The organism is Neotamlana sargassicola (genome assembly GCF_020523965.1).
In the GTDB taxonomy this organism is placed as follows: domain Bacteria; phylum Bacteroidota; class Bacteroidia; order Flavobacteriales; family Flavobacteriaceae; genus Neotamlana; species Neotamlana sargassicola.
This window is the reverse complement of record NZ_JAJAPX010000003.1, coordinates 348,367-363,448: the sequence shown is the minus strand read 5'-3', so window position 1 is coordinate 363,448 and position 15,082 is coordinate 348,367. Positions and strand designations below refer to the sequence as shown.

12 protein-coding genes are annotated in these 15,082 nt (G+C 29.2%); 2 read left to right on the top strand and 10 right to left on the bottom strand.

Features of this window, described 5'->3' with window-relative positions:
- The 4 genes from LG651_RS09475 to LG651_RS09460 are packed head-to-tail and all read right to left on the bottom strand — an operon-like array spanning position 1 to position 4,024.
- Complete coding sequence (locus LG651_RS09475; protein WP_226695893.1) at positions 1–1,425, bottom strand: SDR family oxidoreductase; 1,425 nt, start codon at positions 1,423–1,425, stop codon at positions 1–3.
- A gap of 5 nt (positions 1,426–1,430) precedes the next feature.
- Positions 1,431–2,048 carry a flavin reductase family protein gene (locus LG651_RS09470; protein WP_226695892.1) on the bottom strand — a complete coding sequence of 206 codons (618 nt, stop codon included), beginning with the start codon at positions 2,046–2,048 and terminating at the stop codon, positions 1,431–1,433.
- A complete protein-coding gene (locus LG651_RS09465) occupies positions 2,048–3,358 on the bottom strand; it encodes an ABC1 kinase family protein (RefSeq protein ID WP_226695891.1) in 1,311 nt (436 codons plus the stop codon). Before LG651_RS09465 ends, LG651_RS09470 begins: the two co-directional genes overlap by 1 nt.
- Before the next feature lie 6 nt (positions 3,359–3,364).
- Positions 3,365–4,024, bottom strand: coding sequence for a TetR family transcriptional regulator C-terminal domain-containing protein (locus LG651_RS09460; protein ID WP_226695890.1), 660 nt, complete (start codon positions 4,022–4,024; stop codon positions 3,365–3,367).
- Between the two features lie 183 nt (positions 4,025–4,207).
- Here LG651_RS09460 and LG651_RS09455 point away from each other — a divergent pair, with 183 nt between their 5' ends.
- The gene (locus tag LG651_RS09455; protein WP_226695889.1) at positions 4,208–5,056 is read left to right on the top strand and encodes a DUF2911 domain-containing protein; all 849 of its coding nucleotides are present in this window, start codon (positions 4,208–4,210) and stop codon (positions 5,054–5,056) included.
- A gap of 460 nt (positions 5,057–5,516) precedes the next feature.
- On the opposite strand, the gene LG651_RS09450 is transcribed toward LG651_RS09455, so the two are convergent.
- The 6 genes from LG651_RS09450 to LG651_RS15810 form a co-directional block, all read right to left on the bottom strand.
- Positions 5,517–6,752, bottom strand: coding sequence for a mechanosensitive ion channel family protein (locus LG651_RS09450; RefSeq protein ID WP_226695888.1), 1,236 nt, complete (start codon positions 6,750–6,752; stop codon positions 5,517–5,519).
- Positions 6,752–7,045 carry a DUF3817 domain-containing protein gene (locus tag LG651_RS09445; RefSeq protein WP_226695887.1) on the bottom strand — a complete coding sequence of 98 codons (294 nt, stop codon included), beginning with the start codon at positions 7,043–7,045 and terminating at the stop codon, positions 6,752–6,754. Before LG651_RS09445 ends, LG651_RS09450 begins: the two co-directional genes overlap by 1 nt.
- A gap of 712 nt (positions 7,046–7,757) precedes the next feature.
- Entirely contained in the window at positions 7,758–8,516 is a 759-nt protein-coding gene (locus tag LG651_RS09440) for a hypothetical protein (RefSeq protein WP_226695886.1), read from the bottom strand.
- Between the two features lie 2 nt (positions 8,517–8,518).
- Positions 8,519–8,983 carry a hypothetical protein gene (locus tag LG651_RS09435; RefSeq protein WP_226695885.1) on the bottom strand — a complete coding sequence of 155 codons (465 nt, stop codon included), beginning with the start codon at positions 8,981–8,983 and terminating at the stop codon, positions 8,519–8,521.
- 6 nt (positions 8,984–8,989) lie between these two features.
- Positions 8,990–10,999, bottom strand: a complete 2,010-nt coding sequence (locus LG651_RS09430; RefSeq protein ID WP_226695884.1) for a DUF3883 domain-containing protein — start codon at positions 10,997–10,999, stop codon at positions 8,990–8,992.
- Between the two features lie 185 nt (positions 11,000–11,184).
- Positions 11,185–13,398 (bottom strand): response regulator, encoded by a 2,214-nt coding sequence (locus LG651_RS15810; RefSeq protein ID WP_226695883.1) that lies wholly within the window; start codon positions 13,396–13,398, stop codon positions 11,185–11,187.
- 438 nt (positions 13,399–13,836) lie between these two features.
- Here LG651_RS15810 and LG651_RS09420 point away from each other — a divergent pair, with 438 nt between their 5' ends.
- Entirely contained in the window at positions 13,837–15,009 is a 1,173-nt protein-coding gene (locus LG651_RS09420) for a cytochrome-c peroxidase (RefSeq protein WP_226695882.1), read from the top strand.
- The last annotated feature ends 73 nt before the right edge of the window (positions 15,010–15,082 follow it).

The window sequence follows — 15,082 nt, the reverse complement described above, 5'->3', positions numbered from 1 at the left end:
CTAGGCATTAGCGAGTTTATTAATCATGCCATTAAAAATAAATCCATGAAATGGTAAAACGCTGTACCAGTATAATCTGCCCCAAATGCCGCGAGGCCTAAAAGTTGCTGTTTGTTTTAATATGTTATTTTCAATTTTAAACTCTAACCAAGCCTCTCCTGGTAGTCGCATTTCGGCATATAGTAAAAGTTTTTGTTTGGATTTATCTGCGTAAATTACACGCCAAAAATCAAGCGCATCACCTGCATCCAATTGGTTGGGATTTGTTCGGCCTCTTCTTAAGCCAATGCCACCAAAAAGCTTATCGATATAACCTCGAATACGCCATAAAAAATTACCATAATACCAACCGTTTTCGCCACCAATACTCCAAATTTTATTTAGTGTTTGTTCTGTGTTTTTAATAGATCGTTTTTTAAAGTCTTTAAAACACCCATAACTAGGCACATTAACATATTTGTGAAGATTACTACGTAGCCTTCCGCTACTTACAAGAGAATCTTTCCAGCTGGAAATAATACCGTTTTGTTCAATTTTTTCGAAAGCTAGTGTTACCGCTTCTTTATATGCTATTGGCGAAATATTCATTAAGTTATTTATATCGCTGGGTTTACCAATAATTTGCACACCCATACTATCCACTAACGAAGAGGCTAATTTGTAAGATGTTGAAGTCACAAAATACAGCCAATATGATGATAATTTAGCAGTCATAACTGGGACCGTTAAAATATATCTTTTTAACTGCCTAACTTCTGCAAATTGAAGTAACATTTGTTTGTATGTTAATATTTCGGGACCAAAAATATCGTACGATTTATTAAATAAACTACGTTTTCCAGCTGCTTTAAACAGAAAATTTAAAACATCGCGTACAGCAATAGGCTGTGTTTTAGTATTTAACCATTTTGGGGCAATCATAAACGGTAGTTTTTCTACTAAATCTCTAATAATTTCGAATGACGAACTACCGCTGCCCACAATTATTCCCGCTTTAAAAATGGTTAAAGCATATACTTCGGATTGTAATATTTCTTCAACATTCTTTCTTGATAAAAGATGTTTAGAGAGTTGTTCTTCGTTTGTTATGCCGCTTAAATAAATAACTTGTTTTGTATTTGTTTGCTCTAAACGGTTTTTAAAATTAACAGCACATTTTTCTTCTAAAGATTGAAAATTTTTTGAAGAATTAGACATAGAGTGTATTAAATAGTAAGCCACATCAATGTCTTCAGGAATGTTTGCTAAAGTTTCAGGTTTTAAAAAATCTGCTTCAACAACAGATATTAAATCTTCTTCAAAAAAATACTTTTCTGCGCGTAGTTTATCTCTAACAACACAAATTACATGGTGTCCTTTATTAACTAAAAAAGGAATTAATCGTTTGCCAATATAGCCCGTTGCACCAGTAACAAGTATTTTCATGAGTATTAGTGTTTAGGGCGTTGGTAAGAAAAGCGTTTGTTTTTATCTGCAACAGCGTAACCATCAAGACCATTAATAGCTGCAACTTCACCGTTGCTAAGGTTTACAAAGCCATCAATTTCTTGTAAATTATTGTTAATGTATAAATCTATAATTTCACCAACTATAAGTAAAGTATCATTTGCTTTTATGTGATATTCTTCAACAAATTTCAAACCTATTTGTACAGGTGAACCTTTTACAAAAGGCGCGTGAAACTTGTTTTTTTCTTCAGGTTGTAAAGCAGTTATATTGAATTCTGAAATCGATGCATCATATTTAGCAGAAGTATGGTGTGCATCTTCTATAATATCTTTATAAATGTGATTTATGGTGTAAACCCCAGTTTCTTTAATATTTGCGTAGGTGTCTCTAGGAACCGTTGTTGGACGTAAAAAAAAACCTAAAAGGGCAGGAGCAGAACCTAAGTGAGTTACAGAGCTAAATACAGCAACATTATTAATGTTTTCTGAAGATTTTGTGCCTATTAAATTAGCCGATTTATATCCAGAACAACTATTTATAAGGTTTATTTTATAAATATGAGGTAGTTTTTCTATGTCTGTTTTTTTATAATGAATCATTACAAACTCAAATAATTATTAATCTTAATGTTTTCAGCTTTTAAATCGAACATTAAATTATACAGTCCAAAAAATGTACGGTTAATGTAGATAAAGTGTTTTGAACCTCGATTACCATTCATTTTGCGCAACTCGGTGTTTTTAGAGTATTTTTCGCCTAATTCAGCTATTTTACCAAAGAAATTAGCATCAGAAAAATCAAAATTTTCTACTTGAAAAGGTTGTGTAAATAAACTTAGCATTTCATGAAACATGGCTGTGAAAAACTGTTTTTCTTCAAGAGTATCTTCATGTTTTATGATTTCTAATTCGTAAAGTTTTTCTTGAAAAAGAGCTCTATTTTCAATGTTTTCCTTTTTTGCTAGTTCAAAATATGGTACATAAAAATCTAGTGGAATATGTTTAATACAACCAAAGTCTAAAGCGATTAGTTCTCCGTTTTTTGAAATTAAAAAATTTCCAGGATGAGGATCGGCATGTACTTTTTTTAGCTTGTGAATTTGAAACATGTAAAAATCCCATAAAGCTTGCCCTATAGTATTTGATAGATTTTTATTGGTGTTTTTGGCAGTAAATTCAGATAAATGTTCGCCCTCCATATAGTCCATTGTAATTATACGGTCTGTAGATAATTCTGGATAATAATCAGGGAATTTTAAGTTCGGAATATTGGCACAAGCAGAAGCCATTTCTTGACTTTGTTTAATTTCAAGAACGTAATTAGTTTCTTCAACTAATTTGTTTTCAACTTCTTTAAAATATTTATCGGAATCTTTACCTTTAATATTAAACATGCTCATGGCAATAGGTTTAACCATAGCCAAATCTGTAGCAATACTTTCTGCAACTCCTGGATATTGAATTTTCACAGCAAGTTTTTTCCCATCTTTAACTGCAGTATGCACTTGGCCAATACTAGCAGCGTTTACAGAAGTTGCATTAAAAGTATCGTATAATTCGTCTGGCGATTTGCCAAAATATTTTTTAAATGTTTTTATAACTAGAGGAGGCGATAATGGTGGTACAGAAAATTGTGATAACGAAAATTTTTCAACATAGGCCTGTGGTAAAATGCTTTTTTCCATGCTAAGCATTTGTGCCACTTTTAAAGCACTACCTTTTAACTGTTTTAAACCATCATAAATATCTGAAGCATTATTTTTATTGAGTCGCTCTTTAGCATCAGCTTCAGATGACACTATTTTATCTCCGTAATATTTTAAATAATTAACGCCAACTTTCGCTCCTGTAGAAACCAATTTTGTGGCACGTTGTATTTTTGAAGTAGGTATTTTATCTATGGTATTCATAAGGCTTTAGTTGTTAAATTGAAATTTTTCTTTATACAAGAATTTACCAAAATCTACTACGCTTTTTAAGGGCGAAACGTTTAATACATCAAAGCTAGTGTTAACAGATTTTTCAATAAAAATATCTGTTTTTTCAAAAGCTGAAGAAGTATCGTTTAACCAAAACTCTATGGTTAAAATAAGTTGTACCCAAGCAGATTCCTCTAAGGTTTTGTTTTTTAATTTTTCAAGCTTTTCCTGCTTGAAGTCTAAAGTTTCAATATTTAAACTTTGTATGTAGTGCGTAAAATGTTTTTTTAAAGGCATTAACTTTTTTAAGCCTTTCATTTTATTCTTATAATCGTTTAAAACATAAACTACGTAACTGCGATTGCTAGTTAATATTTCGAAAAACGTGAAATAGAAACTTAATAGTTTGTTTCTTGCATCAAAATTTTTGTAATCATCACTTTTATCTAAAATATTTATTGTATTAGTGTAAAAAGCTTCAAAAACACCTTTTTCAATCGCTTCAAATGAAGCAAAGTAGTTGTAAAAATCACTTTCATTAAAACTATTGGCTTTACAAAAAGCATAAATGGTTTTAGGGTTTTCGTTATGCTCTAAAACATAATCCATGTAAAGTGATATGATATCATTTTTATTTATTGTTTTCTTTTTTGCCATAACATTGATTTTATACAAATATACAAATTGTTTAATTTATTACCATAAAAGTTAAACAAAATTAGTTTAATGAAGAATGAAATTGAGTAATTGAAACAATATTTTAGGCTTTTGTTAACATTTTCAAACCTGTGTATGTGTAATTTTATGGAAGATACTTTAACATTAAAATTGAACTAAAAAATGAAAAAACTATTACTAGCGTTACTTGCTATTGCCTTTAGTATTGGAACCAACGCACAAATTAAAACACCGGCTCCTAGTCCGTTTAGTAAACTAGAGCAAAAAGTAGGTTTAACAGATGTAACCATAGAATATTCTAGACCAGGAGTAAAAGACAGAAGTATTTTTGGTAATGTAGTGCCTTACGGGAAACTTTGGCGTACAGGTGCAAATGCTAGAACTAAAATTACTTTTAGTACAGATGTAACTATTGCAGAACAACCATTAAAGGCTGGAACTTATGCAATTTTGTCTGTACCTAATAAAGACAGTTGGGACATTATTTTTTATACTGAATATAATGCAGGTGGTGCGCCAGCAGAGTTAGATGCCGATAAGGTAGCTTTAAAGGTTACTGGTAAAGTTTATCCTATACCATTTAATGTAGAAACGTTTACTATTGATTTAAATAGTTTGCGCAATAGTAGTGCAACTTTGGAGTTTCTTTGGGAGAAAACTTATGTTTCTGTGAATCTTGGAGTTCCAACCGATGCAGCTGTAGAAAAAAGTATTGAAGCCGTTATGGCTGGCCCAAGTGCTAACGATTATCAATTAGCAGCGCAATATTATTTAAATGAAGGGAAAGATATTAGTAAAGCTAAAGAATGGATAGATAAAGCTGTTGAAAAAACGGGTGACAAAACACCGTTTTGGTTTTTAAGACGTAAAGCTTTAATTTATGCTAAAGCCGGCGATAAAAAAGGAGCTATTGAAGCTGCTAAACTATCTTTAGAAGGAGCTAAAAAAGCAGGAAACGCCGATTATGTAAAAATGAATGAGGAATCTTTAAAAGAGTGGGGAGCTAAGTAAATAATATATTCATCGCATTGTAATATAAAAGACTATCTATACTTAATTTTAGATAGTCTTTTTATTTTATAGATTTATCACTTTTAAATTTAGCGTAACGTCAATTCGAGTGCTTTTGAGGCACGAGGAATTGTATCGAGAACGTATTTACCTATTAGTAAAAAACTAAAAAAGCTTCTCGATACTAATTTACTTCGCTTTGGCTGCGTAAATTCACTCGAATGGACGATTTTGATAACTTTTGAACTTAACGTATCGTCAGTTCGAGTGATTACGAGGTACGAGGAATTGTATCGAGAACGTATTTAATTAATAAATAAAAACTAAAGATGCTTCTCGATACTAATTTACTTCGCTTTGGCTGCATAAATTCACTCGAAGTGACGATTTTGATAACTTTTGAGCTTAAAATAACGTCAGTTCGAGTGATTACGAGGTACGAGGAATTGTATCGAGAACATTATTTAAAACTGGAAGGCAACTCAAAAACCTCTAAATTAAAATAGGGTAGTGCCGCTATTAAATGATCGAAAATATCGGCCATAATATATTCGTAATTTGCCCAACGTTTATCTGAACTAAAGGCGTAAATTTCTAAAGGAATACCTTGAGTAGTTGGTGCTAATTGGCGGACCATAATGGTCATATCTTTATTAATTGCAGAATGCTGATTTAAATAAGCATCAACATACTTCCTAAAAACACCTAAATTCGTAAGATTTCTTCCGTTAATTAAAACCGATTTATCAATATTTTTAGAGCTATTAAACTGATTAATATCGTCTTGACGCTGCACCAAATAATCGGTGATTAGCTGTATTTTTTTTAAGCTTTCAACTTCAGCATCGTTTAAATAGTTAATACTAGTTTGTTTTAAAATGAGCGCGCGTTTTATGCGTCGTCCACCAGAGCTCGTCATGCCTCGCCAGTTTTTAAACGAATCGGAAATTAGGGCATAGGTAGGAATGGTGGTAATGGTTTTATCGAAGTTTTGCACTTTTACAGTTGCCAGTGTAATTTCTATAACATCACCATCGGCACCATATTTTTCAAAAGTAATCCAGTCGCCAATACGAACCATGTCGTTTATAGAAACCTGAATACTAGCTACAAAACCTAAAATAGTATCTTTAAAAACCAATAAAATAACTGCCGAAATAGCACCTAAACCAGTTAAAAATTGTAAAAACGGGATACCAGTTACAATGGCAATAGCAGACATAATTCCAGCTAACCAAGCAAAAATCATGAATACTTGTATGTAACTTGCAATTGGTTTGTCTTTAAAACGTGGTAAGGTTTTTAAATAATCTTTTATGGAGTTTAACAGGCTTCGCGCAATCCATAAAACCAAAACAATACCAAAAACTTTTAAAGCTTTTTCTACAGGCGCTTCAAAATTTGGAAAATCTGAAAATACCACCGGAAAGTATTGTATTGTTATTATTAAAGGAATAATATGCGCTACATTTCTAGGTACTTTATTGGTGATAAGTAAATCGTCGAAATTGGTTTTAGACTGCGTTGCAAATTTATTAAACGATACTATTAAAATACGTTTTAAAACATAATCTGTAATAGCAACAACAACTATTAAAACCAATAGTAAAATAAACATATTTAGGTAAGAAGCAGCATTCTCGGAAATGCCATTAGCTACTAAAATATCGTAAAAAAAATGTCTGAAAGAAGTCATTATTTTGTTACTGTTTTCAAGTATTTAAAATCGATGTAGAACGTACCAAAAGGAATTACGGAAGCAATAAGAACAATAAATAATTGTTTGTTCGTCCAGTTATAATCTTTTTTAAGCATGATGGCAAAAACCACATAAAGCATAAATAAAATACCATGAGGCATCCCTAAAAGTTTTACATATTCAGGATTTCCAGATATGTATTTTATTGGTGTAGCAATAAATAATAATAAAATGTATGAAACGCCTTCTAAAAACGCCACTAAACGAAATATATTTTTAAATGAAAACATGTTTGTAATTTTAAAACAAAATTACATTTAGTTTATGGTTTTACATATAGATTAATTATAATTCTTTTTTATTCTGGAATAGTGGTATTTGAAATTTTCTATTTTACATAATATAAATTATATTACAAAAGTTATTATTTAGTTTATAAATGGTATATCTATTTGTAACCTATAATTCTATATTATGTAGAATATCCTAGAAATTGTATATATTCTTTACGATATTCTGTACTTGGGTCAAGAAAATTTGAAATATTCAATTCTCGTGGATTTGGAATTATATCTTAAAAAGAAATCATTTGTAGCTATAATTTGCCTTTATGTAAAATTGCCGCTACCAAACGCTCGATTGTTTAATAAAATCAAAGCTTAAAAATTTCTGTACACTTGCTTTATTCTCACTTGCATTAGCAATATTCTTTCAATTGGCACTTCTAATATTATGTAAAATAGAAACTGTTCTTTATTTATCTTTTTTTCTTACTAAAAAAAAGAAACAAAAAAATCAAGACTGCATAAAACTTTGTAAACAATTAACGGTTCATTACACTATATCTTAGGAAACATTGTAAATAACCAAGATTACAAGATAAAATGGTATAAAACAAAGAAATACCAAGTAAATTTATAACTAAACCACTAAAATATGGTCGCTCCACTCACCTATTGTTTGAACCAAAATTTTATGAGGTCAAAATGAAAATTTAGTTAATTAATTAAACCAAGTATCTTCGATAATCTCTTTCTCTAATTTAATTTTGTGTGAAAATTTATTTTCATTAAACTTTTCATTTTTCTCATAAAATAGAATAAGTTTAATGACTTGATTCCATATTTGAAATAAGTCTTCAATTTTTACTTTTAATTCATTAGCATTTTTTGGAGTATGATGAACAACTTTATTTCTATGCATAAACAAGTGTTTAATAAAATCTATCTTAATATTTCCATTTTTTAATTCATCTCTGCATATAAAAATTATAATATTGAGAATTTTCCCTTCTGATAATTGGTTATACACAAAATTATCAATGATACCATTATGATTTAAAAACAATAAGTGACGATTAGTAAGTGCTTCTAAAAACAAAGCTAAATTTGAAATATGTCCTAATATTTGAATACAGTTTATTATGTGTTTTTTTGGAATTCTTTTTTTATTATTATTAGAGGCAATATCTTTAGTATCTTTATGTGCTTTTGCAATTTTTTTTAATGCTTCTATTGAAAGAAATTGAACTAATCTTTTTTCACTTCTTAAATATGGTATAGTTTCTTTCGGAATATTTGCTTCCTCTATATATTTTAAATCTTCTTCACTAAATTCTACATTTTTTAGTTGTTCAGAAAGTATTAACTTTTCTAAATCTTTAGTAAAAATATCATTAATATACTTAAAGGATTCTTCAATATAAAAGTTTGCAGCTTCTGTAAGTTTTTCAAAAGAGTCTATATTAAATTTACTTGACATTTTTAAACTTCTTGAACTATACCATTATTTTTGACTCCAATAGTATATACTGCATCATCATCGTCTGGTAATTGAAAAATTAAAGAGCCTTTTGTTTTTATCTTTGGAATTAATTGTTCTGAAAAAAATCTATTTAACCTTGATTTTTTAGCAAAATTTGAACCCCAACATAAATGCACATCAGAAAAAATAGGAAAATTAAATTCATCTTGATCAGTTAATATTAAATTCCCAACTAACTTATCTGAGTTTTTGGTTTCTTTAACAAGATTTACAACATCAACTTCCATTAGCATAAGATTAGCATCACTATCTAACATCTCTATTTTATCGGGATTATCTATTTCAGATAGGTTTAACTTTCTAAATGAATTAATTTTTATTCTAAATTTAATAATTTCGTTATAGCCTTCATATTCACAATAAAGCCATAAACCACTATTAATTGCTTCTGTTATTGGAACCATATTTTATTATTGTATAATTTGGTTAACTTGTTGTAATTCGTCTATATATTCACCACAAAACCAAGACCAACGTTCACATTTTTTTTCAAAGTTTAAAGATTTTATTGGATTTTGTAGAAATCTTATTTTAAAATCATCATTATTGACAACAAGAGCTATAAAATAATCCGAGCCATAATTATGTGCACTTGAATATTCATTGTTAGATATTTTAAAAGGTTCTGTAAATGTATTAACACTTTTAACTTCTATATATATCCTTTTGCCATTGTGCAACATAATTTCTAAATCATAACCTAAATTAGCTTCTGTTACATCTTTTACAGATAATGCAACATTTAATGCTTTTAAATATTCTAATGCATTTTTTTCAGAACTTCTCCATTTTTTTATTGCTGGAGGTACTTTAAATGTTGATTGAGTATTCTTTAGTGGACTTTCTTTTGCAGTTTTATTTAATTCAAATATTTCATTAGTTTTTCTCTCAATATTTTGATTGACCTCAATTCCTAACTTCTTAAAAAACAGCAATAAATCAGCAACATCAATATTGTTATTTAAATAATTAATAAAATCATTATCTAACTCGTTTGAATTATTAAGTTGTTCTGCATTTAGAATACCTTTATCTGAAGGAAATATTCTTATTGTTTTTAATTGGTTTATCTTGTTTAAATCTAAATCATATCTCCATTGAACAATTATCTTTGAAAATATTTCAGCATAACCAATTACAGATAAGTTTACATTATTTAAATGCTTTAAAATATCGTTGATATTCAATGTCTTTGTATTTAAAGCTTTAAAAAAAGTAAAGATTTCTGGATATGCAGAAATTAAATTTCTACTTATGGAATTAATTTCATTACTACAAATTAGTTCATAATCTTCAAAATTTATCCATTCGGGCTTAATTCTTAAATTATCAATAAAAGTTGTTATTTTGACTTCTAAAGATTTAAACAGTAAATTTTTAAATCTAGTTGATTCTGTTGTTTGTATATTTATAAAGGGAGTAAAAAAGCCTTGTTTACTCATATCTCCTCTGAATATTTCTTTAATATTATTCACTATAATATTAACAGCATTATTAAATGATTTTTTTGATAAATCATCCATATCGACTGTTTTTCGAGAAGGATCTGTTGTATAGTCTCCATTAATCTTAATAAAAGCCCCAACAAATTCTTTTGTAGGTGTAAATGAATGCATTACTGATTGTTCATTTGATGCAGGTATAATGCTATTATTCTCTATTTTAAAGGCGACTAAATCTATATTATTATTCTCTAGTTGTTCAATTAGCCATTCTTCAATAGATTCATTTTCAATTAATTGTACTGTGTTGTTGTTTTTATCAAAATTATGTTTAACAAATATGTTTCTTTGAATATCCCTATAATTAACATGTACTTCATTCAAATTATTTAAGAACAATAAAGAACTTTTATCAAGTTCATTTAGCTCATCTTTAGAAATTGCTTCAATAACATTACCAAAAACAAAAGCAGTTTTATAATTAAATTTGCTAATAATTTCTTTTACTTCATTTTCTAATTTAATATCTTCCTCATTAAAGGTATGAGGTATTCTAATTAACGGAACATCAATATCTCTACCTAAAGCTTTAATTGTTTTTTTTCTATCAAAACTGAACTTAAAATCTCCACTTATAATATTTACTACATTGGCAATATTAACTACAGATTTAAATCCAATACCTCTATATCCTATAGTTTCTCCACCTCTATATTTGTTTGATGAGCCACTTCTACACAATGCTTCTACATCACTAATTGTAAATGGTTTTCCATTATTTCCAACAACAAAACCATTACTAAAGCTATGTATTCCAAATTTTGAAGCACCTGCATCATCTGCATTTTGTATCAATTCAATTAGTGCTCTTGTTTTATAACTTTCTGCAATATATTGCTCTACTTTTGCTAAATCCTTAAATAATTTTGGAGCAGCTAATGCCTCTTGTATAAATTCTTGCCTTAAATTATCTATCATTTTTAGATATATTATTGTATATCCAAATATAAGCCATTTCACACACATTCCACTACTCTCCTATCGTCGTTTTAGTGTAAAAAGTGTTCCATTAATTGTATTAAAAGAAACTTTTGAGAATTATCTTTTTTAAAGAAACTGTCAAGAAGAACGGACTTTCGCTTTTAATCAAAACGTTGCAAAAACTAACTAATCTCTTTGTTAACTAATTGTTGCCTTAATTCGAGTCCTTTTTGTATGGTTGATATAAAATCGTCTATAAAAAATGGCTTTTGTATAAAACCATCCATTTTAGAATTTAAAATTCTATTTTTAACATCATCTGATGCGTATGCAGTTAGCGCTATTATTGTTGAGCTTGTGTTAAATTGCCTTATTTTTTCTGTAGCTTGGTAACCATTCATTTCAGGCATATTTAAATCCATTAAAATACAGTTGTAATCCTTTTTTTGTGCTGCTTCAATAGCTTTGGGACCAGAATCTACAACATCGCACTCCAACTCTAATTGCAACAATATTTTTTTAGTAATTAATTGGTTAATATTATTATCGTCTACCACTAAAAACGTATTGCCTTTAAGTAAATCTGCTTTATTGGTTAATAATTTAACTTTGGTTTCGGCTGTTGGAATTTTTATGGGAATTGTAAAATAAAATGTTGAGCCTTTATTTATAACACTTTTAATTTTTATTTCGCTACCCATTAACTGTAACTGACGTTTTACAATAGATAACCCTAAACCAGTACCTCGGTAGGATTTATCGGTTTTTGCATGTTCTTGATAAAAGTCGCTAAATATTTTCTTTTGGTTTTTTAAAGATATACCAACACCACTATCTTTTACGCCTACGTATAAATTACATATTTTACCGTCTTCGGTAATTAACTCATTATTTAAAACAACTTTTATTACGCCTTTGTTTGTAAACTTAATGGCGTTTGTAATTAAGTTTATAAAAATTTGAGAAAGCTTTAACGAATCGCCTAAAAGCTTTTCTGGTATAGTATCGTCGTATTCTAACTCTATAGTGTTTTCGGTATCGCTTATGGCAAATTCTAGCGATTCAATAATATTAGTAACAAGTTGTTTTGGCGAAAACTCTATTTCTTCAATAGTGCTTTTTCCAGCTTCAATTTTATTTAATTCTAAAACATTATTAATTAATGATAATAAATGGTCTCCAGAAAATTTTAACGACTCTAAATAAACACGATTATCGTCATTTAAATTTTCTTTCAATAAAATATTTGAAATTTCGATTACAGCATATAAAGGTGTTCGCAATTCGTGACTTATTTCTGAGTAAAAATCGCTTTTTGCACGAGATAATTGTTGGGCTTTTTCTTTAGCTATTTTTAATTGTTTTAATTTCAGAAAAATAAAAATTAAAGCCAGTAATAGCAATACAATTAAAATAGTGAAAGCAATATTATATTCACTAATTTTTTTTATTGTTGAAGCTTGTAGTTGCTTTTCTTGTTCTATGTGTCGCAGTTTTTCTTCATTTTCTGCAACTTCAAATTTAGCCAGCATTTCTTGTGCTATATCAAACTTTTCGTTTTTTAATATAGAATCATTTACTTGCATCATGCTATATAAAATAGTATTTGCTTCTTGATATCTATGCTGCTTATTTAAAATTTGAGTTTTTATACTGTATATTTTTTTTAACTCAGATAAATAATTGTTTTCCTTAGCAGCTTCAATGGCTTCATCTAAATAGCGTTCTGCAGTTATATAATCTTTTAATAAAAAGTACCCTTCCCCGTAGGCCGATAAAATATCAACTTTCATTAAAATATCTTCTTCTATATTCGATTTATTGTAATAATAATATTCGGCTTTTTTAATATACTCTAAACCTTTTTTAGGCTGCTTTAACTGCTCGATATAATAATCTCCAACATTGTACAGCGGATGAATAGCGTGCTTATAAGCTTCTATTTTTATGGCTAAATCTGCAGCCTCTTGGTAATAATCTATAGATTTTTGGTACGCTCCTAGCCTTGCATAGGCAATTCCTACATTGTTTATTCCATTAATTACTCTTAGATCTAAACCCAATGCCTTGTTAATTTCAAGCGATTTTTGGTAATATTTTAGTGCCGTAGAGTCATTATCTATTAAATAATGTGATGTACCCATGATGCTATAAGTAACAGCTTTTATGGTATCGTTTTTATGCTTTTTTTCGTAATTAAGCACTTCTTTGCAAATCTGTAAAGCATCAGAAACTTTGCTTTCCATACTTAAATTATAAGCATGAATTAATTGCGCTTCTAAAGAATCTTTTATTTTTTCTTGACCAAATAGAGGGTTAACAATTAAAAACAACAAGGCAACGATAAAGCAAAATCGGCTTTGTTTAATAAATAATATGTTAATAATTCTAGTCACTATTTGTAGCTTAATTTCTTCTAAATTATAGAAAAAATATTACAAAAAGTAATTTAATTTGATATTTAACTTTTAAACATTTTTGGTAATAATTCGCTAAAAATGGAACGCGACTAAATTTCATCATGCATTGTTTTACGGGTAACTATTTTACCGTAGTTTTTCTTGTAAGTATAAAAACTTCAAAATAGTCATCTTTGTTTGGACTGCTCTACAAATACAAAAATCAAAATGGCAAAAACACCTAAAAACACTAGTAAACAAATAGTTAAGTGAATTACTGAGAACCTTATTAATTTCCATCTAATTCAATAATTAATCTTAATAATTAAATTTTAACATATATCATGTTGGGTAAAATTATGTGCGACACGTAATAATTACAAACGCACACAGAAGGCGCGAGAAAACATTATTCAAAACAAAAAAACTATTTAAATGAAACAACGTATTGCCCAAATGTTCTTAATCTTATTTTTTTTAATGTCTTGTAGTGAAGAAGAATACAGTGATATTACTAATGTTACAATGGATGAGTTAGAAGACACAGACACCACAACACCCGATTTATCGGAACTTAATTTACCCAACACACCATTTAACTATGCAAATATTGCATTGCCCAACTATTTTTTAGATAATGATGTGCAAAATGAAGACAACACACCAAACAACAACCAAATTACCAATAATGGTGCAACCCTTGGGCGTGTTTTGTTTTACGATAAAAACTTATCGGCAAATAACAGTATTTCTTGTGCCTCTTGCCATATTCAAGAAAATGGTTTTTCCGATCCTAATCCTTTGAGTACGGGTTTCGATGGCAATTTTACATCTAGAAATTCCATGGGTTTAGCCAATGCAAGATTTTATGAAAATGGCCGCTTCTTTTGGGATGAACGAGCAGATTCTCTGGAAGAACAAATTTTAATACCTATTCAAGATTTAGTTGAAATGGGTATGACATTGCCTGAACTTGAAACCAAATTGGCTCAAATAGATTACTATGAAGTATTATTTGAAAATGCTTTTGGTGATAGTAATATTACAAGCAATCGTATTGCTTTAGCGGTGTCGCAATTTATTCGATCTATGGTGTCGTACCAATCTAAATTCGATGAAGGTATGGCACAAAGCAACAACATAAATAATAATTTCGCCAATTTTACAGCGTCCGAAAACCGCGGAAAACAGCTGTTTTTAAGTAACCAAACCCGTTGTTTCGATTGTCATGCCACCAATGTTTTTGTTGGCGACCAAGCTAGAAACAACGGTTTAGATGCCACGATTACCGATGAAGGTGTTGGCGGAATTACAGGAAACAATAACGACCTAGGAGAATTTAAAGTACCGTCTTTACGAAATATTGAATTAACCGGACCTTATATGCATGATGGGCGTTTTGAAACACTTGAAGAGGTAATTGAGCATTACAATAGCGGAGTACAAAATAACCCAAACCTCGATAACCGATTAACACAGGGCAATAACGTACGTCGTTTAAACTTATCGGATGCCGATAAACAAGCACTTGTAGACTTTTTAATTACCCTCACAGATGATGTGTTTATTAACGACGAAAAATTTTCCGATCCGTTTATTACAGAATAGCCTATTGTTTAATGTTTTTATAAAATAAAAATGCTCCGCTAAATTTATTTTATCTTTACAATTAAATAATAAG

Bases quoted from the DNA above. Each gene is read 5' to 3' on its own strand.
- LG651_RS09445 (WP_226695887.1), bottom strand. From the start codon at position 7,045: ATGTTTTCATTTAAAAATATATTTCGTTTAGTGGCGTTTTTAGAAGGC.
- LG651_RS09420 (WP_226695882.1), top strand. From the start codon at position 13,837: ATGAAACAACGTATTGCCCAAATGTTCTTAATCTTATTTTTTTTAATG.
- LG651_RS09470 (WP_226695892.1), bottom strand. From the start codon at position 2,048: ATGATTCATTATAAAAAAACAGACATAGAAAAACTACCTCATATTTAT.
- LG651_RS09460 (WP_226695890.1), bottom strand. From the start codon at position 4,024: ATGGCAAAAAAGAAAACAATAAATAAAAATGATATCATATCACTTTAC.
- LG651_RS09455 (WP_226695889.1), top strand. From the start codon at position 4,208: ATGAAAAAACTATTACTAGCGTTACTTGCTATTGCCTTTAGTATTGGA.
- LG651_RS09435 (WP_226695885.1), bottom strand. From the start codon at position 8,983: ATGGTTCCAATAACAGAAGCAATTAATAGTGGTTTATGGCTTTATTGT.
- LG651_RS09465 (WP_226695891.1), bottom strand. From the start codon at position 3,358: ATGAATACCATAGATAAAATACCTACTTCAAAAATACAACGTGCCACA.
- LG651_RS09450 (WP_226695888.1), bottom strand. From the start codon at position 6,752: ATGACTTCTTTCAGACATTTTTTTTACGATATTTTAGTAGCTAATGGC.
- LG651_RS09440 (WP_226695886.1), bottom strand. From the start codon at position 8,516: ATGTCAAGTAAATTTAATATAGACTCTTTTGAAAAACTTACAGAAGCT.
- LG651_RS09430 (WP_226695884.1), bottom strand. From the start codon at position 10,999: ATGATAGATAATTTAAGGCAAGAATTTATACAAGAGGCATTAGCTGCT.
- LG651_RS09475 (WP_226695893.1), bottom strand. From the start codon at position 1,425: ATGAAAATACTTGTTACTGGTGCAACGGGCTATATTGGCAAACGATTA.